Consider the following 20,820-nt stretch of genomic DNA (forward strand, 5'->3'; position numbering starts at 1 on the left):
AAATATTCAAGAGGCAATGTGGCTGGCATGCACATGATGCATGACGACTACATGATTTTCTGATGCTTTCTGTCTTTGCTGATTGACCAGATCCTGGAGTGAAACAGAATCCAGGTAATCGACCATTTTGGCGTTCAGCGTCGCCCACAGGTCGTGTGTCATGCAGTGCAGGCCATTTTCATGATCACTGCCATGGCAATTACCTTTGCCACCGCATTGCGTTGCATCAAGTGGCTCATCAACGGCAATGATAATATCGGCAACGGTGACATTCTGTGCCTTGCGGGCAAGATTATAGCCGCCGCCAGGTCCACGCACGGATTCAACAATTTCATGGCGACGCAGTTTTCCAAACAATTGCTCAAGATAGGACAGGGAAATGTCCTGACGCTGGCTGATGCCAGCCAGGGTCACAGGCCCTTTATCCTGGCGCAGGGCCAGGTCTATCATGGCCGTTACGGCAAAACGTCCTTTGGTGGTCAGTCGCATAGTTACTCCGGGGATACTCCACGCAAGAAAAAGCTGAATGCCCTGAGTTGTTGAGCATTTTAGTCAAGTATAGCAAACTTGAGTAATCTTGTCAGGAATAGGCTTATAGTGAGGAGGGTGATGCCAGATGGGCTTTGCGTTCTGCTGTGTAATGCCACCAGGCCAGAGGCGGTTCGCCATCCATGAATTTTACTATGGAAATGAAAATATCGTAGACACAGGGGTCATGCCTGACTCTGGTCACAGCACAAAGGTCATCATACATCTGGTAGGGATTGCGTCCCTTGAGTTGCTTTGGCTCGGTAATCCCCAGCAGGTGCAAGTCGGCAACGGTTGCCTTGCCGACATTTGGCAATTGCTCCAACTGTTTGATGTCCTTGCAGGTGAGTGCTTTTTTCATAAGTCTTTTTGTTCTTCTGGCTGCTTGGGGTGCTGAAGATGAAATTTTAAAACTAATTTCTGTTCCTATAAAGTCAAAGACCGCCAAAAGGCGGTCTTCTTAAAGCTGATTGGCACTAATTAATTTGATCTGTATCAAATGTCAAAGCTGATACCTTGAGCTAATGGCAATGAATTGCTGTAGTTGAAGGTGTTCGTGGTACGACGCATATAGGCTTTCCATGCATCAGAACCAGATTCCCGACCGCCGCCAGTTTCTTTTTCGCCACCAAATGCACCGCCGATTTCTGCACCGGATGGGCCGATATTGACATTGGCAATACCGCAGTCGCTGCCAGCAGCAGAGACGAAGGTTTCAGCTTCGCGCATATCTGTCGTGAAGATCGAAGACGACAAACCTTGCGGCACTTCATTATTCAAACTGATCGCTTGCTGCAAATCGCTATAACGCACTATGTACATGATAGGCGCAAAGGTTTCATGATGCATAGATGCCGTTTGGGCTGGCATTTCTACCAGGGCCGGGCTGACGTAAAAACCATTTTCATTGCCAGCAACAACTTTGCGTTCACCGCCAAATACCTGACCTTGTTCGGATTTGGCAATCGCCAAAGCGCTTTGCATGGCATCAAAAGAACCTGCATCAATCAAGGGGCCAACCAGAGTCGTCTTTTCCAGAGGATTGCCGACCGGCAGGCCTGCATAGATTTTCTTCAGGCGTGGTACCAGTGTGTCATAAATACTGTCATGCACAAACAGGCGGCGCAGGGTGGTGCAGCGCTGTCCAGCAGTCCCAACTGCAGAGAAAGTGATGGCACGAACGGCCATTTCCAGATCTGCGCTAGGAGCAACTATCATGGCGTTATTGCCGCCGAGCTCAAGGAGGGTGCGGGTCAAACGCTTGGCGCAGACTTCAGCAACCTGACGGCCCATGCGGGTGCTGCCAGTGGCGCTGACCAGGGCGATGCGCTTGTCTTCTACCATTTGTGCGCCTGTATCGCGTCTACCTATGATCAATTCTGCCAGGCCAGCGGGGGCATCACTGCCAAAGCGGGCAACTGCCTTCATGAACAGGCCATGAGTAGCGATAGCTGTCAATGGGGTTTTTTCAGATGGTTTCCAGGTCACGCTGTTGCCGCAGACAAAAGCAAGCGCTGCATTCCAGGCCCAGACGGCGACCGGGAAATTGAAAGCCGAGATCACGCCAACCACGCCGATCGGATGCCATTGTTCCATCATGCGATGGCCAGGACGCTCAGAGGCGATAGTCAGGCCATACAACTGGCGTGACAGACCAACTGCGAAATCACAGATATCGATCATCTCCTGTACTTCGCCCAGGCCTTCTTGCAGGATTTTGCCTGCTTCCAGCGTCACTAGTTGACCCAGCGCCAGTTTGTGCGTACGCAGCTCTTCACCAAACAGGCGTACCAGTTCACCGCGGCGCGGTGCAGGCACGTTACGCCATTGTAAAAATGCGGCATGAGCGCGATCTACGCGCTGCTTGACTTCTGCTGCGGTATCAGCACGCAGGCTGGCCAGGTTTTTGCCATCTATAGGGGAAATGCTGTGTATGTCGCTACCCTGATAATCGCTCAAATTGATATCAAGCTCTTTCAGGATTGCCTGCAAAGTGGTGTTTTCCATCTTGTTTGCCTCTGTACGTTTTTATAAAGGCAGACTTTCTTTTGAAAAGTCTGCCTTCGTTAGTTGATTCGTTGATTGGGTGGGCTAAATGCCAGCGCTATATTGTAGCTCTGGCAGCTATCTTGCGCCCAGTTCAGTAATATCAGCTAGTTATGCGGCATAGTACTGACCAAAGCGGTTTGCCAGGAAATCAGCCAGAACAGCTTGTTCTTGACGCACCAGGCCATGCTGAGGCAATTTACCTGTTACAACCAGATCAACCATGGCGCAAATGCCGGACGCTGTTGTCAATTGTATGGCGGACAATAGTTGACCATTGACTTGTTGCGCATAGATTTTCTTGGCGTAGGATTCTTGCTCCAGGCGACCATCACGCATACCAACGACACTGACAAATACCAGTACTACGTCCTGTTTGGTCATGGGTATCGCTGTTTCCAGGACTTCTTTCAGGATAGGGCGACGTTCCAGTTTGCCCAGTTGCAGGTCGCGTATCAAGACTTTGACGATATCGCGGTGACCAGGGTAGCGCACGGTTTTGTAGTTCAGGTTTTGCACTTTACCCTCCAGACTTTCGCACAAAGTACCCAGGCCGCCGGAAGTATTGAAAGCTTCGTAATCTATGCCATCGAGGGAGAAATGCTCGATTTCTTCCAGGGCGGCAGTTTCACGCAATTCACCATCTACAATCGCTTCGCATGGGTTGCAATACTCATTGATCAGACCGTCTGTGCTCCAGGTCAGGTTGTATTTCAATGCATTGTTAGGAAAGGTGGGTAGGGCGCCGACGCGCATGCTGACGTCACGCAAAGTTTCAAAACGCTTGGCAACATCATTGGCTACGATGGAAATAAAGCCTGGTGCCAGACCACATTGTGGGACGAAAGCACAATCTGCACCTTCAGCCAGTTGTTTGACGATGCGTGTGCTTTCCACGTCTTCAGTCAAATCAAAATAATGGGAATTGGCTTCACGCGCGGCGCCAGCAATGATGGGCGTCAAAAAGTAAGGGCAGGCAGACATGGTGACTTTATGGCCGCGTATCAACTCGGTGACTGCCGCTTTATCACCCAGGTCAGCCTGGACAATGCGGGTATTGGGAAAACCTGCTTGTTCTACATATTTCAAACGTTCCGGGTCGCGGTCTGCAACGGTGATATGGTAATCGCCGGTATGGGACAGCAAATTGAGGATCGCATCGCCGATTTTGCCTGCGCCCAAAAGAATTAATTTAGTTGCCATTATAGTCTCCGTTATCTGATTGTTGTGGTTTGTCGTCGTTTCTTACGAAAAAGAAAATGTAAGATTGATATGGAAGTCTAGGGCTTAGTTTTGTCAGTTAATAGCAGCAAAGTTATCGTCATATTGTGTATTTGCGAGATAATATGTCTAAATAATTGGACATAATGACGATATGAAACCTGATCTTGATGAGATAGATGACAAAATTCTGGCCCTGTTGATGGACAATGCCCGCTTGCCGGTGACCAGCATCGCCAAATTGGTAGGCATAGCGCGGACGACCGTGATCGCCCGTATAGCAGCACTGGAGAAGCGTGGTGTCATCGCCGGTTATGGTTTGAAGTTGAATCAAAAAATGGTGCAGCCTGCTGTTCGTGCGTATGTGGGCTTGTCAGTGGAGGCTCGATATGCTGCGGGCCTGATCAAATATCTGCAGCAATTACCAGAGACTGAGACGCTATGCGCAGTCAGTGGTGCCATTGACTATATGTTGACCTTGCGGTGCAGTAATACCGAAACGCTGGATAAATTGCTTGATCAGATAGGTGCGCTGGATGGCGTCAGACAGACGTCAACCTCAATCATACTGAGCAAGAGGATAGATCGTGGTGCGCTGTAGGGATGGGCGGTAGAGCCCGGGATATCATGACGAAACCCGGGTTGTACAGGAAGTATTAAGTACTGCTGGCTGACTTGGCTTGAGATTTTTTATCATCTGAAGCCGTTTTCTTGGCGGGCGCAGGAGCTGTTTGCGCATTGTCAGAAAAACGCTGGTTCGATTGCTGCAGTATTTGCAAGTGTACTGATGCGCGATCGACTCCGCTACGGTCTAGTTGCAAAGGTGCCGGTGCTGCCGGTGTCTGTGCCGGCGCTTCCTGCATTATCTCTGTCGTCTTGTCTTGCTCGTCATGTTGTGTAGGAATGGAAGGCGCAAACATAAAATCTTGCGAAAAGGCAATGCCAGCCAGCAAAGTGGAAGACAGCAAACACAGGAAGATGGATTTTTTTAACATGATTGCCTGCAAATTAATAAGTGCTGCATATATCAAAACAAATATCAAAACAAATAACACTCGTCATTACAAAGCAGGCAACATGGTAAATGTGCTAAATGCGGTGAGTGACTTTATGTTCATTTTTGCAAAAGTGCATCTTTTGGATAGCAGGGCTTAAACAAGCAATTGCGGTTTCTTGTGTACGCGCACTTTTGCCTGTTGAGTTTGTCTGTCGAGCTGGTCAAAAGCGAATTTTTCTGCTGCGCTGAGGCGTTTAGCCGCAATGAAAACGGTTTGCATCGTATTGCCAGTCTGTTCGATATCAAAAGCTATCTTTTGTTCTTCTGTCAGTCTTTGCGCTGTTATTGTGACTGTGGGGATACTTGTTTTTACAGCAAGTTTATTAATATATGTGGCCACTGGCACTATGGTAGCAGCAAATACGCAAATGGTTAAGAGTGTTAAATTGCTTTTCTTAATGATGTTCATTTTTTTCTCCCTGGTTTTCATTTGTTCTTGCGATGTGATCACTTTAAGCAAACTGCCCCCTGTCTGCCATGCGTTTGCGATGAAATGCAGAAAGTAAGGGATGAAATTCAAGAATTGAAACATGAGCAGTGAAGACTGCATTAAAAAAATCAGGTGGTTTTTGCAATTTTCCGCAGGTGTGAGAGATACTGTAGCCCTGTCAGGAAACCAGGACTTGGAACCAGCATGCCAGCAAAACAGAACATAAAACAACTATTGGCAGTACTTGGCATTGTGCCTGCGCTGGCGCATGCCCAGTTGCAGGCCTGGGGTGATTACCCCGCATTACCCAAGCAGGCGGTGACAGAGCAAACCTCAGCACTGACTGATCCTTATCGCTTTCTGGAGTCATTAAGTGACACGCAAGTCCGCTCCTGGATGAAAAAGCAGACGGACTTTAGTAATACCGTGCTGGCCCGCATCAGTGGGCGTGATGCATTGCTGAAGCGCCTTAAAGTCTTGCAAGCGACGGAGTTTGGCGCAGGCAGGCTGATTGAGGTACGTGGCATGCAGTTTTTTGCACGCACAACGGCTGATAACCGACAGCAGCTATTCATGCGTAATGCGGCTACCAATGCTGAGCGCCTGTTATTACTAACCGAACCAGGACAGAGCCTGGGCTTTTTTACCCCATCTCTCGATGGCAGTCTTGTGGCTGTTGATATCGTTAACGCCGGGCGCCAGCGGCATAGCCTGCGCATTATCAAAACCAGCGACGCTAGCAACCTGAAGGACAATCTGGATGCAATCGCCCCGGATAGCAAGGAGGTAGCCTGGAAGCGTGACTCGACTGCGATTTATTATCGCAAGACACCTGTCAAAATTGGTGCGGACCGTGGCGCAGTCTGGCAACATGTGCTGGGAAGCAAGCTGGAAACAGATTTGCCGCTCATAGGCCCCGGTGTCAGCAAGAGCCGGCGATTTGCCGCCACTGATGCGGTAGTAATTAAAAGTAGTCAAAATTCTCCCTACCTGTTGGCCGAGGTACAACACGGACAGAGTCAGGATCGCAGTTTGTACCTTATCAAACAAGATCAGCTAAAGGGCGCGGCAACTGCCTGGCAAAGATTGGCTTCACCCACAGACAAAATCAAAAATGCCTGGCTGGCAGGTGAGCAGCTTTATCTGCTCTCAACAAAAAAGAAAAACACAGGAGCAATCCTGAAGCTGGATTTAAAAACGCCACAGTTGAGTGCTGCGAAGGAAATGGTACCAGCGACGAGCGATGAGTTGTTGAATATGGCAGTGGCAAAAAATGCGCTGTATATACACGTGGCAGAAGCTGGTTATAGCAAGCTCATCAAAACTGAGCTGGATGGCAGCAAAAAAGAAGAGCTGACTTTACCTTATTCTGGTCTTATCAGCGAATTGAATGCAGATATAGACACCGATGGTGCTTTGTTTATATTGGAGACGGCGAATGCCGCACCCTTGTCTTATCGCGCTCTGGCAGGCGGGCAAATCAGAAATGTAGAAGTTTTCCGTTCGCCGCAAGTTGGCTTTCACCGCATTGCCAGTAAAAACCTGAGTATCACCAAGCCGGGGAGTAATAAGCAAATTGCACTGACGCTCTTATATCCTCAAGGCATGGAACTTGATGGCAAACATCCTTTATTGCTGACGATGGAAACTGGTACAGGTTTATCGAAGCTGGCGAAATTCGACGCATTGCGCCTGGCCTGGCTGGAGCAAGACGCTGTGATGGCGATCGTCTATATTCCTGCAAATGAGAATGTCAAACAAAGAAGCGCTAATGATGGACTTGATGAATTTCTCGCTGCTGCTGACTATCTTGTGAGCGAGGCTTATACCAGTTCAGCCAAGCTGGTCACACAAGAGACTCACCCTGGTAAACGCTGGCTGGCGCAAGCCATTAGCCAGCGTCCGGAGCTATTTGCTGCGGTACAAAGTGCAGCTTTGCAGTCTGAGTCAACAGGCACTGGTAAATCTAAAAAACTCACTACGGCAGACAAGGCCCGGCTTGCAAGTAGCAACGCCTATCTGGGCTTGCGTGATGGGCAGCCTTATCCCGCCGCCCTGATCTCTGCACGTTTTGGTGTTGCTGATACACCGATTTGGATGAGCAGCAAATTCGTCGCACGCTTGCAGGCTGCAACTGTGAACAAGTCCAGGCCTGTTTTATTTCGTACTGATTTCGCGAATGCCTGGAAGGCGGACGCTTTGGCCGAGCAGGCAGATAACTGGGCATTCCTGCTTTGGCAGGCAGGGCAAAAGGGCTTTTCCTTGCAGCCCTGATGTAGAGTTGGCATCAATTGCTACTTATGGTTTGTCCATATTTCTCAAATGTCACCCTGAGGCCACACTTGGGGTGATATTTTTTGTCTATTTTATATTTATTGTATTATATATAATTAAATTACGAAAATAGCAAATGTGTGGAGCTATGGATTATTTGCCTTTCCCCAAACCCCTGTTCTGTGTTTTTGCTCTGTCTCTTTCCAGCCTCGCTGATCAGGCCGGTGCTGCTACTGAAACCATCATCAGTCCTCCGGTAGAAATCATAGGCATCACCGTCTTGCCTGGCACAGGTTTGAACAAGGAGCAAATCCCGGCTGCTGTACAGACTGCCAATAGTAAAGACATGGAGAGGAGCGGGGCGCTGAATCTTTCTGACTTTTTCAATCGCTATCTTGGTAGCGTGCATGTCAATGATGTGCAGGGCAATCCATTCATGAATGATGTGAACTACCGTGGTTACACCGCATCGCCATTGTTGGGTACGCCGCAAGGATTATCTGTTTATCTGGATGGTGTGCGCCTGAATCAGCCATTTGGTGATGTAGTGATGTGGGATTTGATTCCAAAATCCGCCATTTCTTCCGTGACGCTGATGTCGGGATCAAACCCTTTATTCGGCCTCAATACACTTGGCGGTGCTTTATCGCTGGAAACCAAAGATGGCAGGCATGATGCCGGCACCTCGCTGGAATTAGGGGTAGGCTCATACGCACGTCGCAATGTCAACATTGAGCATGGTGGGACAAATCAGCATGGCCTGGACTGGTACTTTACCGCCAATAATTATCAGGAAGATGGCTGGCGGGATGCCTCCCCATCCAGGCTCAGGCAATTCTTTGGCAAATTGGGCTGGCATGACAGCAAAAGTGAACTCAGGCTTGGGTATGCATGGGCCAGCAGTGAGATGACTGGTAATGGATCGCAGGAGCAGCAGTTGCTGGACAATCGCTATTCCAGTGTGTTCACGCTGCCAGATGTGACAAAAAACCGGGCCAGTTTTGTCAACCTTGAGGCCAGAACTAATCTTGGTGATACTTTCCAGTTATTCGGAAATGCTTACTACCGCAATACCCATACTGCCACCACGAATGGTGACCTGAATGAAGAAGCCCTGGGTGAATCCCTGTATTACACCGGACAAACGGCGGACAAGAACTGGTTGCTGGCGCATGGCTATAACCCGATGATTGAAAGCAGCAACAGCCGGGCTAGTTCTGCTTTCTCCTTTCCTAGTTTGCGCTGTATTGCCCAGGCTGGTACGAATACTGAGCCCAACGAAAAATGCACGGGCATTATTACCAATACCAGCACCCGCCAGCAAAACTATGGCCTCAGTGCGCAATTGAGTTCACTAAGCAGAGCGCCTGGATATAGTAACCAGATGGTCTTCGGTGCTGCTTATGATGCCAGTCGCACCAGCTTTAATCAGACCAGCCAGTTTGGCTACCTGAACCCTGATCGTAGCATCACTGCCGTCAATGCTTATGCAGATGGTACACAGAATTCTGAAAATGCTTTTGACCAGCGTGTCAATCTGGATGGGCAAACAAGAACCTGGAGTCTGTTTGGCAGCGATACTCTGACGTTGGCCGATGCCTGGCATTTGACGATGTCAGCCCGTTACAATAACACCAGCCTCAAAAATACTGACAGACTCTATCCCTATAATAACGCCACTACCAAAGGTGCGCAGCGTGGTTCGCTGGATGGGGATCATGTCTTCAGGCGTTTTAATCCGGCTGTTGGTGTCAGCTATGTAGCAAATCCCGCCTTGAATATCTATGCAGCTTACAGCGAGAGCAGCAGGGCACCAACTTCCATTGAGCTGGGCTGTGCTGATCCTGACTTTGGCTGCCGCTTGCCAAATTCCATGGCGGGTGACCCGGCATTAAAGCAGGTGATTTCCAAAACCTGGGAAGCTGGTCTGCGTGGTAAGTTGCCTGGCAAGATGGTATGGAACGCAGGTGTTTTCAGGGGAACCAACGAAGATGACATCCTGTTCGTGGCCAATTCTGCTGCAACTGGTTATTTCAAGAACTTTGGACAAACCAGGCGGCAGGGCTTTGAGGCAGGTATTGCAAGCAGTCAGGATAATTTTAGCTATGGATTGAACTATACCTGGTTGAAAGCAAGCTACCAGAGTGCAGATATCCTGGGTTCGCAGAATAACAGCCTGGCAAATGCCAATGCCAATATCAGCGTTAAGCCTGGTGACTTGATACCGCTGATTCCCCAACAAATTTTTAAAGCGCATGCAAATTATGAATTCAATGCGCAAACTTCTGCGGGAATTGAAGTGCTGGCTATTGGCAAAATTTTTGTACGGGGCAATGAAAACAATGCCCATGCACCTGATGGCCTGACAAATTTTGGGTCGGGTAATATGCCGGGTTATGCGGTCGTCAGCCTGTCGGCGAGCTATAGAGCAAACCCGCAATGGAAATTCTCTGTCAATGTCAGCAATCTGTTTGATCAGCGTTATTACACGGCTGGACAGCTTGGCCCTAATGCCATCACCGCCAATGGCGGTTACAGTAATTCTGATACCAAGGGGACGACTTTCTACACTCCCAGTGCGCCACGCATGATATGGCTGGGAGTGCGTTACAGTTTTGGAGCCAAGGCCAAGGAATGAAGCACTATTGCAGTGCTTCATTTAACTTTGAGATATCAGCAGGCTGCGTAGTTGACGGTAACTACATGCACTGCTAGGCCGCCTAATGAGGTTTCCTTGTATTTAGCTTGCATGTCAAAGCCTGTTGCGCGCATGGTTTCTATCACGTCATCCAGGCTGACATGGTGTGTACCATCACTACGCAATGACAGCGAAGCGGCAGTAATCGCTTTGACTGCCCCCATGCCATTGCGTTCTATGCAGGGGATTTGCACCAGACCACCAATAGGGTCGCAAGTCATGCCCAGGTGATGTTCTATGCCAATTTCAGCGGCTGATTCGATTTGCTCATTGGTGCCGCCTAATGCAGCGGTCAGGCCAGCAGCAGCCATGGCGCATGCTACGCCGACTTCGCCCTGACAACCAATTTCAGCACCCGAAATAGAAGCATTGGTTTTGCATAGCATGCCTATGGCAGAAGCGGCCAGCATGAAATTGCGAATACCTTGCTCCGGATGGCTGGGTTTGCAGTCTTCTGCGTAATAGCGCAGCACCGCCGGGATAATGCCAGCTGCGCCATTGGTAGGTGCTGTGACAACACGGCCACCAGCGGCATTTTCTTCATTGACTGCCATGGCATACAGGCTGACACGGTGCAAGCCATCATGTGGTAATACGTCGGCAGTTTCATTGGCAGCACGCCACAGTTTGGCGGCACGGCGTTTAACATGCAATCCACCGGGTAATTCACCAGACATTTGCAGTCCACGGGAAATGCACCCCTTCATGACTGCCCAAATTTTATCTAATCCAGCGTCAAGTTCTTCATCGGTGCAATACACGTTTTCATTGGCACGCAACATATCTGTGATGGATAAACCGGTGCGCTTGCCATGGGCCAGCAGTTCTGCCATGGTCGCAAAAGGATAGGGAAGAGGTTTCTTGTCGGCGCTCTCACTTTTATTCGTATTTGCCAGCTCGTCAGCCGAATAGATGAAGCCACCACCAGTAGAGTAATAAACTTTTTCAAAACTGCTGCCGTCATTGCGGTTCAATATGAACTTCATGCCATTTGGATGGCCGGGCAAGACTTCCTGCTTGAACCACAGGATGTCGGTAGCGACATCGAATTTGACTGGATATTCACCCAATAAATTCAATTTTCCTGACGTCGCCAGGTTGGCGAGTTTTTCATCTACGCTTTCAGGTACCACGTCCTGCGGGGTTTCGCCCATCAAACCCAGCAAGGCTGCTTTATCAGTCGCATGACCATGACCGGTTAGGGCGAGAGAGCCGTATAAAGCTACCTGTATTTTGACGGCTTTGTAGAGATCGGCAGATTCAAGTAAAAAACGTCGGGCAGCCAACATGGGGCCTACCGTATGGGAACTGGACGGACCCACGCCTATTTTAAATAATTCGAATACACGCATGTCCATCAATTCACCTCTTTTTTTACTTGTCTCTGATAATTATTTAAGCGGCCTGGTTCAACTCCTTCAAACCCTTCAACTCCTTTTGATCGACACGAATATTCTTTAGCATGTCTTCCACCAGTTGTTGCAGGCCTACTTGTGCTTGCCAGCCCCAGTCTGCTCGCGCCACTGTGTCATCCAGGCTCTGTGGCCAGGATGCGGCGATTGCCTGACGGCTGTCAGGCGCGTAGTGTATGTCAAATGCAGGCAAATTTTGTTTGATTGCAAACGCTAATTCCCGTGGATTAAAGCTTAAACCGGCAACATTGTAAGAAGAACGTATAGAAAGTTTGGCCGCTGGCGCATCCATCAATGAAATGGTGGCGCGTATGGCATCTGGCATGTAGATCATGGGCAAACTGGTTTCTGACTCCAGGAAGCATTCGTAGGTTTCGCCACGCAGCGCTGAATGGAAGATTGCAATCGCATAGTCCGTAGTGCCGCCGCCTGGAGGAGACTTGTAGCTGATGATGCCTGGGTAGCGTATGCTGCGGACATCAACCCCATATTTCTGGAAGTAATATTCGCACAGTCGTTCGCCTGCCAGCTTGCTGATGCCATAGATGGTGCTTGGGTCCATCACTGTGTATTGCGGTGTATTGACTGGTGGCGTGTTCGGGCCGAATGCAGCAATCGATGAGGGCCAGAATACTTTCAGGGGTTTGCCAGCTTCATTGCGGGTACGCGCCAGTTCAAGGATGTTGAGCAGGCCATCCATGTTCAAGGTCCAGGCCTTCAATGGTGCTTGCTCACCAGTGGCTGACAGCATGGCTGCCAGTTGGTAGACCTGGGTAATGTCGTATTGAGCCACGACTTGCGCCAGTCTTTCGGTATTCAATACGTCAATGACTTCGTAAATTTTTGCGCCATACAGGCTCCCTGGCCTGATGTCGGCGGCGATGACATTATCGGCACCATGCTGGTTTGCCAGTGCTTCTACCAACTCGCTGCCGATCTGGCCGTTGGCACCGATCACTAATATACGTTCCATGTTTGTCCTTACTTAATGATGTTTAATTCGCGGCCAGCCTGAGCAAATGCAGCCAGGGCAGTATTTAATTGTTCAGTCGTATGTGCGGCAGACAATTGCACACGCACGCGGGCCTGACCCATAGGCACCACTGGGTAAAAGAAGCCGGTTACCAGTACACCAAGTTCATACAGGCGTGCAGCAAATTTTTGCGCAACTGGCGCATCAAACAGCATGACGGGCACGACAGGATGGGTGCCAGGCTTGATGGTAAAGCCCAAAGCCTCAATTTCACCGCGGAAATGCGCTGTATTCGCATGCAGACGGTCACGCAGTTCGGTGGAGCTGGACAGGCGTTCCAAAACAGATAGCGAGGCACCCGCTATGGATGGTGCAAGCGTATTCGAGAACAGGTAAGGCCGGGATTTTTGGCGCAAGGTATCTATCACTTCCTTGCGTGCCGCTGTGAAGCCACCCATGGCACCGCCCAGCGCTTTACCCAACGTACCTGTAATGATATCAATGCGACCCAGTACATTGTGATGTTCATGGGTACCGCGACCAGTTGCGCCCATAAAACCGGATGCATGGCATTCATCTATCATGACCAGCGCATCATATTTGTCAGCCAGATCACAAATCTTGTCGAGTTGGGCGATCGTACCGTCCATGGAAAACACGCCGTCAGTCACGATGATGCGGTGACGTTTGTCGGCAGCGGCAATCAATTGTTTTTCCAGGTCGGCCATGTCGTTATGGGTATAACGGAAACGTGCAGCCTTGCACAGGCGTATGCCATCAATGATGGAGGCATGATTCAGCGCATCAGAGATGATGGCGTCATTTTCATCAAGCAAGGGCTCAAATACACCGCCATTGGCATCAAATGCGGCCGCGTACAGGATGCAATCTTCTGTGCCGAGAAAGCTCGACAATGCTTTTTCCAGTTGCTTGTGTACAGTTTGTGTACCACAAATAAAGCGTACAGAGGATAGACCGTACCCATATTGCTCAGTCGCCGCGATGGATGCCTGCACCATGGATTCGTCACCAGACAAACCCAGGTAATTGTTGGCGCACAGATTGATGAGCTTGCGGCCATCATCGCAAGTGACTTCAGAACCCTGGCGCGAGGCGATCACACGTTCTGGCTTGTACAGACCTTGTTCGCGTAAATTGTCCAGATTGCCAGCCAAATTGCTGATGAAGTTTGTCCTGGAAGTGTTCTGGCTCATGACGTCCCCTAATTATTGTTTACTGTTGTGTTGCTGTGCGGATTGATTGTTTTCAGATAATTATTGCTTAATCAGTGGCAAATTCATGCTTGCATATCAATCGCACTGCTACACTATTGTTGGAAATTTCTAAAATGATTAAATAATTCAATATATGGAACTGAAATTCGATATATCGAATATTAAGCCAGCTTTTTTACTGATGCAAGAGTCTCTATGAAAAAAGTTTTACCCAATACACCGCCAGAAGTGGGCGCGACTTTGCAAAAAATGCGCCTGGAACGTGGCCTGACGCTGGAAGATTTGTCGCGTACCGCTGGCGTGTCAAAGTCCATGCTGTCCCAAATAGAAAGAGAAAAGGCTAATCCCACTATAGCCGTTGCATGGCGATTGGCAAACGCCTTGGGCGTCAGTATCGCTGAGCTATTGTCATCAGAATCACCCAAACCGGACACGATACGGGTACTGGAATCGCATGAAACACCTACCTTGCCGGGCGAGCATGCAGGTTATATCTTGCGCATACTTGGTCCTATGGAACTGGCGGGTAAATATGAATGGTATGAGCTGACGCTGGCACCTGGCGGCGCACTGGTGTCGAATTCCCATGACCCTGGAGCATCCGAGCATCTGACTTTACTGCATGGCAGTGTTGAGGTTGAAGTCGATGGTGTATGCAAAAAGTTGAAGCTAGGCGCAACTGCACGTTATAACGCCGACAAGAATCATGCTATACGCAACTTGGGTAAAACCGAGGCCAAGGCTTTGCTGGTAGTTATTCATCGGTAACGATCAAAAGCGATGTTGCGTCCCGGATTCTGGTAACATTTGAAATTGGAAACTTGTTCACCACGCAATATTTACTATCTGACTGCAATAATAGTGGTTGCATCAAGCCCAATTGCGTGGAGATTAAGTAGTATGAGTAAGAACGAAACAATTAAAGTCTATGACAGACCAGCAGGTGGCTGGGGTGCATTGAAAAGTGTTGCCCAGCAAATCATAGAGCAAGGCATACCTGGCAAAGGGGCATTGACCCTGTTGTCCGCCAATCAGCCTGATGGTTTTGATTGCCCAGGTTGCGCCTGGCCAGACGCCGATCACACATCGACTTTTGAATTTTGTGAAAATGGCGCCAAGGCAGTGGCGGCTGAATCGACAGCACGCCGCGCCACACCAGAATTGATTGCCAGTTTGACAGTGAGTGAATTGGCAGAGAAGTCTGATCACTGGTTGGAAGCGCAGGGGCGTTTGACCCAGCCCATGCAATATGACCGCGCCAGTGACAAATATAAAATCATTAGCTGGGATCAGGCTTTTGAGTTGATTGCGGCTCGTCTGAATGCCTTGCCAACACCTGACGATGCGATTTTCTATACCTCAGGCCGTACCAGTAATGAGGCTGCTTTCCTGTACCAGCTATTTGTACGTGAATTTGGCACCAATAATTTCCCTGATTGTTCAAACATGTGTCATGAGCCTTCTGGCTTTGCCATGCGTGAAGCTATAGGTGTAGGCAAGGGGACAGTATTGTTGTCTGACTTTCAGATTGCCGATGCGATTTTGATTTTTGGTCAAAACCCTGGCACCAATCACCCGCGTATGTTGGGGGAGTTGCGTTCTGCCGCCAAGCGTGGCGCTGCCATTGTCTCTTTCAATCCCTTGCGTGAGCGCGGTCTGGAAAAGTTCCAGAACCCGCAAAATGCGCTGGATATGCTGACAGACCAGTCTTCGACTATTTCATCTGATTATTTTCAGTTGAAAATTGGCGGGGACCTGGCAACCGTCAAAGGCATGATCAAATGTGTGCTGGAAGCAGATCAACTGGCGCAAGCCCAAGGGCGGCACAGAATTATCGATGTAGAGTTTATCTCTGAACATACCGCCAATTTTGAACAATTTGCTGCCGAGGCGCTGGGAGAATCATGGGATGTCATTGTCAGAGAATCTGGCCTTGACCGGGCGCAAATACAACGCGCAGCAGATACTTACATGGGCGCTGGTAAGGTTATCGCTTGTTGGGGCATGGGCATCACCCAACACAAGCATTCTGTGGCAACCATACAGATGATCGTTAATCTACTGCTCTTGCGTGGCAATATCGGTCGTCCTGGTGCGGGCCCTTGTCCTGTGCGCGGACATAGCAATGTCCAGGGTGACCGCACCATGGGCATCGTAGAAAAACCGAAGCAGGCATTCCTTGAGCGCTTGGGGCAGGTATTTGATTTTACGCCACCGCAAAAGCATGGTCATGACACTGTGGGTGCTATTGAGGCGATGTTGAAGGAAGGCGGTAAAGTTTTTTTTGGCATGGGCGGGAATTTTGCCACAGCAACGCCAGATACAGAAGTCACCCACAAAGCCCTGAAAAATTGCGCTTTGACCGTGCATGTGACTACCAAGCTCAACCGTAGCCATTTGATTTGCGGTCATGAAGCGATCATCCTGCCTTGCCTTGGTCGTACGGAAATAGATATTCAAGAGACTGGCCCGCAGGCAGTGACTGTGGAAGATTCCATGAGCATGGTGCATATGTCGTCTGGCATCAATCCGCCAGCTTCTGCAGATTTGCTGTCTGAAGTGGCCATTGTTGCGCGTCTGGCGCAGGCGACCTTGAAAGATCGTAGCAAAACACCGTGGGCCTGGCTACTGGCTGACTATAGCCGCATACGTGACAAAATCGCGGCCGTGTTTGATGATTTTGCTGATTTCAATGCGCGTGTCAAAGTGCCGGGCGGCTTCCATCTGCGTAATACCGCCGCTGAAAGACTATGGTTAACAGCAACTAATAAAGCTAATTTCAATACCCATGCTGTGCCTGTTGATTTGCCTATACATCAGGCGCGCAGGAACAGGCAATCGCCTGTTTTTAATCTGGCTACCATGCGTTCGCATGATCAATATAATACGACTATCTATGGCATGAATGACCGTTACCGTGGCGTATTCGGTGAACGTCGCGTGCTGTTCATAGGTCTGGAAGATATCAATGCTCTGGGCATGCAGGCAGGTGACTGGGTAGATATGGAAAGCCTGTGTGACGACGGTGTAAAGCGTCAGGCAAAACGTTTCATGCTGGTGGCCTACAATATTCCTCAGGGTTGCCTGGCAGCCTACTTCCCGGAAACTAATGGTCTGGTAGCTTTATCAAGTTTTGCTGATCATGCACGTACCCCCACATCCAAATCGATCCCCGTGATCATCTACCCGCATCAAGCTTTGGTTTAGTGCTAGTCTCAATGGAATCGCTTCATTACTCGCAAGATCAACTCAGTCATGCCTTGATGGCAGAACTGGCCCAGTATACAGAAGCTTTGTCATTGCCACGTCTGTGTAAAAAGCTGGGGGTACGGCAAAGTACTTTGTTGCGTTGCATAGCGTATCTGGGTGAGGAATCTATCGGCCAGTACACGGGGGCTGGATGGGTTCATCTGCAACAGGATGGTGACCGTAGTTTGCTGAGCCTGACTGAAGAAGGGCGGCGGGTTTGCGAAGCGACGATGGGCCAGTCTGATGTTGGGCCTGAGATGCAGACAGGCATCGTAAGCCGCAAAGTACAAAGACATGCTTTTTCAAACCAGGTTGCTGAGGAGTTGATTGACCAGATTGCGCAAGAAATGCCGGTTGCTTTGGTCTATAACGGTATCTCACATGCAGTCATGCTGGCAACCCCCCTTGATCTGGAAGACTTTGCGCTAGGTTTCAGCCTCTCTGAAGCCATAGTTGATGAAGCCAGCGAAATCTATGACATGGAATGCCAGTCAAATCCAGAAGTGCAGGGCATAGAGGTGCAAATGCAGATATCGGCAGCGAGGTTTGCTGCATTAAAAGAGCGCCGTCGTCATCTTGCTGGAAATACTGGTTGCGGTTTATGTGGCAAAGATAGTCTGCAGGCTTTGCAAATGCATCTGCCGGCCATCAAGGCCGAAGCTGTTCAACAATTATCCAAAGCCAGTTTGCTAAAGGCGCTGGAGAGCTTGAGTTCTTTGCAAGCTATTAATTTACAAACTGGAGCTGTACATGCCGCTGCCTGGGTAAATATGCAGGGGGAAATTCTGGTGTTGCGTGAAGACGTAGGCCGGCATAATGCCCTGGATAAATTGCTTGGCGCTTTGGCAATTGCAAAAGTAAAAACCAAGTTGCAAGTTGACGGTTTCATACTCCTTAGTAGCCGGCTTAGTTATGAGCTGGTACAAAAAGCAGCACGCTCCAATATTGCCATTTTAGCCGCATTATCAGCACCAACTGCGCTTGCTATTGATCTTGCTGAGCAAGCAGGGATTTGCCTGATTGGCTTTTTACGGCAACATGGTTACGTGGTTTACACGCATCCAGAAAGACTGCTGGCCGAATGAAGCAGGGATGAAATTGGATTTTCACCAAATTTACAGAGGTTTTAAGCCTGTAAGAAAGTTATAATAGGAAGAATATTCGTTCTATCCTTCCAATCAATTTTTCCTCATCCTGTCGACATATGCAATACGCTTCAACACGCGGGCATACCGCAGCACAAAATTTCTCGGAAATTCTCTTAGGTGGCCTGGCTCCCGATGGTGGCCTCTATCTGCCTACAACTTACCCTCAGGTAACAGATGTAGAGCTAGATGCATGGCGCAAGCTGTCTTACGCCGGGCTGGCGTTTGAAGTTTTGAAAAAATTTGCCACAGATATTCCCGAGGCTGATTTAAGGGCACTGACAGAAAAAACTTATACGTCAGATGTCTATAAAAATGCCCGTAGTGATGAATCCGCCGCGCAAATTACTCCTTTGCGTGTATTGCAAGACAAGGATGGCCGCAAGCTGGTATTGCAAGCCTTGTCGAATGGCCCAACACTGGCATTCAAGGACATGGCCATGCAATTGCTGGGCAACTTGTTTGAATATACCCTGGCCAAGAATGATGCAGAGCTGAATATCTTTGGTGCCACTTCTGGTGATACTGGCAGCGCTGCTGAATATGCGATGCGCGGCAAGAAGGGCATACGTGTTTTCATGCTTTCTCCACACAAGAAAATGAGTGCCTTTCAGACTGCCCAGATGTTCAGTCTGCAAGACCCGAATATTTTCAATATTGCTGTTGAAGGCGTGTTTGATGATTGCCAGGACATGGTCAAGGCAGTGTCAAATGATCTGGAATTCAAAAATCGCCAAAAAATAGGTACAGTCAATTCGATTAACTGGGCACGTGTGGTAGCTCAGGTAGTGTATTACTTCCGCGGTTACCTGAGTGCGACCACCAGCAATGAACAAAAGGTTTCATTCACTGTACCGTCTGGTAATTTCGGTAATATCTGCGCAGGTCATATTGCCCGCATGATGGGTTTGCCTATCGATAAGCTGGTCGTAGCGACCAATGAAAACGATGTGCTGGATGAATTTTTCCGCACAGGCATTTATCGCGTGCGCAAATCAGCAGAAACCTGGCATACCACCAGCCCATCCATGGATATCTCCAAGGCCTCGAATTTTGAGCGCTTTATCTATGATTTACTGGATAGAGACGCTACCCGTGTTGCGGCTCTGTTCAAGAAAGTTGAAACCGAAGGTGGCTTTGATTTGTCTGGCAAACCAGGCAGCGATGGTGATGAATTCAACAAGATTGCCAAGTTTGGTTTTGTGTCAGGTAAATCTGTGCATGCAGACCGCTTGCAAACCATACGCCAGGTAGAGAAAGACTTTAACATCACCATTGATACGCATACTGCGGATGGCATTAAAGTCGCATTTGAGCATTTGCAAGAGGGTGTGCCTATGGTCGTACTGGAAACAGCCTTACCGGCCAAGTTCAATGAAACAATCAAAGAGGCATTGGGTCGTGATGCTGAGCGCCCGGCTGGTTTTGATAATATAGAAGCACTGCCGCAACGATTTGAAGTCATGACTGTTGATGTGAATGCGATGAAAGCTTATATTGCAAAAAATACTGGTCTGTAATGAAATTGTTCTGGTCGCGGTATCCATAAAAAACATCCAACAAACACCCAATAAAAAAACCGCGTGATGCGGTTTTTTTATTGGGTGTTTGTTAAGCGCTGGATAAGCAATTCGACATTACTTATTGCAGCTAATCTTTTGCATGGGGAAATCGATTCCTTTTTCCTGATCTTTCATCTTGCCTTCTATAAGTCCGAGCAAGCTGCCATCAGCATTCAATTGATAGATGACGCGCTGTGGAAATTCAGGCCCGGGATTTTCAAAAACCACTCTTTGCTTATCCAGCGACAGCAATTGAAAACTTGCCTCTGGTTTACCTGAGGGGAGGGCAGTAAAAACCAGGCTATCTGCATTTTCTTGTATGCGCATGAATTCCCATGCGACGGTTTTTGATTTGCGCACTGTACGGCCCATGCCCAGGATGGAGCCACCTGCCGGTGCCAGCCAGTATTCTTCCGAGCCTGCTTCTGCACCTGCTGCCTGCCAACAGCCTTGCAGCCATTGCAGATCTTGTATGGTATTAGCCGCCAAACTGCTTATTGGTCATTATCAGTATGCTGGCAAATAATGCAAATTTAAAGCACATGCTAGTCTCCAAGGCAAGTATCTTTTCTGGTGAAGGAATGTTCAATTTTGTGATAGGTGGAGGGTTGACCTTTTAATCATTAAATTAAAATCATAAATTATCAGCAATTACTTAAATGGCAAACAATTTATGTGCCAAAAGGGAATCAAAAAAGGAAATGATAGGGTAGTTGTTGAAGAGTGAATAATTCGGTGAATCCGTACAACTGTCCTGTAAATATTTTTCACATTTTTAATTAATGTGACTTGCGTCACATTGAAAAACAGACTCACATGCTAATCTGCACTCGCTAAAAAAGTCCAGCTCTAAAGAAATTTAGGAGCCTGTAAAAAAATCTGTGTAAGTTCTCCCGGAACTATTGGTGAGCGTTGATGCGCTCCCCAAATTCTATATCAAAGCGATTCAATGCCTGTCGCCAGTGTTGTATAGGCATGGTCCATTTCTTT

Annotated in this window: 17 protein-coding genes; 7 read left to right on the top strand and 10 right to left on the bottom strand. The window is 48.7% G+C overall.

The window, feature by feature from the left end; genetic code table 11:
- Positions 1-6: 6 nt before the first annotated feature.
- The 4 genes from iscR to ACO0LN_RS02225 form a co-directional block, all read right to left on the bottom strand.
- Entirely contained in the window at positions 7-489 is a 483-nt protein-coding gene (gene iscR / locus ACO0LN_RS02210; RefSeq protein WP_422970744.1) for a Fe-S cluster assembly transcriptional regulator IscR, read from the bottom strand.
- A 103-nt stretch (positions 490-592) separates the two neighbouring features.
- Positions 593-889 (bottom strand): helix-hairpin-helix domain-containing protein, encoded by a 297-nt coding sequence (locus ACO0LN_RS02215; protein ID WP_422970745.1) that lies wholly within the window; start codon positions 887-889, stop codon positions 593-595.
- A 134-nt stretch (positions 890-1,023) separates the two neighbouring features.
- Positions 1,024-2,535, bottom strand: a complete 1,512-nt coding sequence (locus tag ACO0LN_RS02220) for an aldehyde dehydrogenase family protein (RefSeq protein WP_422970746.1) — start codon at positions 2,533-2,535, stop codon at positions 1,024-1,026.
- 150 nt (positions 2,536-2,685) lie between these two features.
- Positions 2,686-3,777, bottom strand: coding sequence for a saccharopine dehydrogenase C-terminal domain-containing protein (locus tag ACO0LN_RS02225; RefSeq protein ID WP_422970747.1), 1,092 nt, complete (start codon positions 3,775-3,777; stop codon positions 2,686-2,688).
- A gap of 172 nt (positions 3,778-3,949) precedes the next feature.
- On the opposite strand from ACO0LN_RS02225, the gene ACO0LN_RS02230 reads away from it, so the two are divergent.
- Entirely contained in the window at positions 3,950-4,396 is a 447-nt protein-coding gene (locus ACO0LN_RS02230; protein ID WP_422970748.1) for an Lrp/AsnC family transcriptional regulator, read from the top strand.
- A 55-nt stretch (positions 4,397-4,451) separates the two neighbouring features.
- Here the strand turns inward: ACO0LN_RS02230 and ACO0LN_RS02235 are convergent, their stop codons facing one another.
- Positions 4,452-4,790 carry a hypothetical protein gene (locus ACO0LN_RS02235; RefSeq protein ID WP_422970749.1) on the bottom strand — a complete coding sequence of 113 codons (339 nt, stop codon included), beginning with the start codon at positions 4,788-4,790 and terminating at the stop codon, positions 4,452-4,454.
- A 156-nt stretch (positions 4,791-4,946) separates the two neighbouring features.
- Positions 4,947-5,261: a hypothetical protein gene (locus tag ACO0LN_RS02240; RefSeq protein WP_422970750.1), complete on the bottom strand. Its 315-nt coding sequence runs from the start codon at positions 5,259-5,261 to the stop codon at positions 4,947-4,949.
- Between the two features lie 225 nt (positions 5,262-5,486).
- Here ACO0LN_RS02240 and ACO0LN_RS02245 point away from each other — a divergent pair, with 225 nt between their 5' ends.
- Both ACO0LN_RS02245 and ACO0LN_RS02250 read left to right on the top strand, forming a co-directional pair.
- On the top strand, positions 5,487-7,556 hold the full coding sequence (locus ACO0LN_RS02245) for a hypothetical protein (RefSeq protein ID WP_422970751.1): 2,070 nt from the start codon (positions 5,487-5,489) through the stop codon (positions 7,554-7,556).
- A 148-nt stretch (positions 7,557-7,704) separates the two neighbouring features.
- Positions 7,705-10,194, top strand: a complete 2,490-nt coding sequence (locus ACO0LN_RS02250) for a TonB-dependent receptor domain-containing protein (protein WP_422970752.1) — start codon at positions 7,705-7,707, stop codon at positions 10,192-10,194.
- Positions 10,195-10,229: 35 nt separating this feature from the next.
- Here ACO0LN_RS02250 and ACO0LN_RS02255 read toward each other — a convergent pair whose 3' ends face one another.
- From ACO0LN_RS02255 to kbl, 3 genes are read right to left on the bottom strand one after another with little or no spacing between them, the layout of a single operon-like run.
- The gene (locus ACO0LN_RS02255; protein WP_422970753.1) at positions 10,230-11,612 is read right to left on the bottom strand and encodes an L-serine ammonia-lyase; all 1,383 of its coding nucleotides are present in this window, start codon (positions 11,610-11,612) and stop codon (positions 10,230-10,232) included.
- 37 nt (positions 11,613-11,649) lie between these two features.
- On the bottom strand, positions 11,650-12,639 hold the full coding sequence (locus ACO0LN_RS02260; RefSeq protein ID WP_422970754.1) for an NAD-dependent epimerase/dehydratase family protein: 990 nt from the start codon (positions 12,637-12,639) through the stop codon (positions 11,650-11,652).
- An 8-nt stretch (positions 12,640-12,647) separates the two neighbouring features.
- Positions 12,648-13,853 carry a glycine C-acetyltransferase gene (gene kbl / locus ACO0LN_RS02265; protein WP_422970755.1) on the bottom strand — a complete coding sequence of 402 codons (1,206 nt, stop codon included), beginning with the start codon at positions 13,851-13,853 and terminating at the stop codon, positions 12,648-12,650.
- A 216-nt stretch (positions 13,854-14,069) separates the two neighbouring features.
- On the opposite strand from kbl, the gene ACO0LN_RS02270 reads away from it, so the two are divergent.
- The 4 genes from ACO0LN_RS02270 (at position 14,070) to thrC (ending at position 19,788) form a co-directional block, all read left to right on the top strand.
- Positions 14,070-14,642, top strand: coding sequence for a helix-turn-helix domain-containing protein (locus ACO0LN_RS02270; RefSeq protein ID WP_422970756.1), 573 nt, complete (start codon positions 14,070-14,072; stop codon positions 14,640-14,642).
- Between the two features lie 132 nt (positions 14,643-14,774).
- Positions 14,775-17,081, top strand: coding sequence for an FdhF/YdeP family oxidoreductase (locus ACO0LN_RS02275; protein WP_422970757.1), 2,307 nt, complete (start codon positions 14,775-14,777; stop codon positions 17,079-17,081).
- Positions 17,082-17,092: 11 nt separating this feature from the next.
- Positions 17,093-18,208: a formate dehydrogenase accessory sulfurtransferase FdhD gene (fdhD, locus tag ACO0LN_RS02280; RefSeq protein WP_422970758.1), complete on the top strand. Its 1,116-nt coding sequence runs from the start codon at positions 17,093-17,095 to the stop codon at positions 18,206-18,208.
- Between the two features lie 119 nt (positions 18,209-18,327).
- Positions 18,328-19,788, top strand: coding sequence for a threonine synthase (gene thrC, locus ACO0LN_RS02285; RefSeq protein WP_422970759.1), 1,461 nt, complete (start codon positions 18,328-18,330; stop codon positions 19,786-19,788).
- Positions 19,789-19,905: 117 nt separating this feature from the next.
- On the opposite strand, the gene ACO0LN_RS02290 is transcribed toward thrC, so the two are convergent.
- Entirely contained in the window at positions 19,906-20,319 is a 414-nt protein-coding gene (locus ACO0LN_RS02290; protein WP_422970760.1) for a DUF6265 family protein, read from the bottom strand.
- Positions 20,320-20,820: the final 501 nt, after the last annotated feature.

The organism is Undibacterium sp. TC9W (assembly GCF_049339865.1).
Classification (GTDB): Bacteria; Pseudomonadota; Gammaproteobacteria; order Burkholderiales; family Burkholderiaceae_D; genus Undibacterium.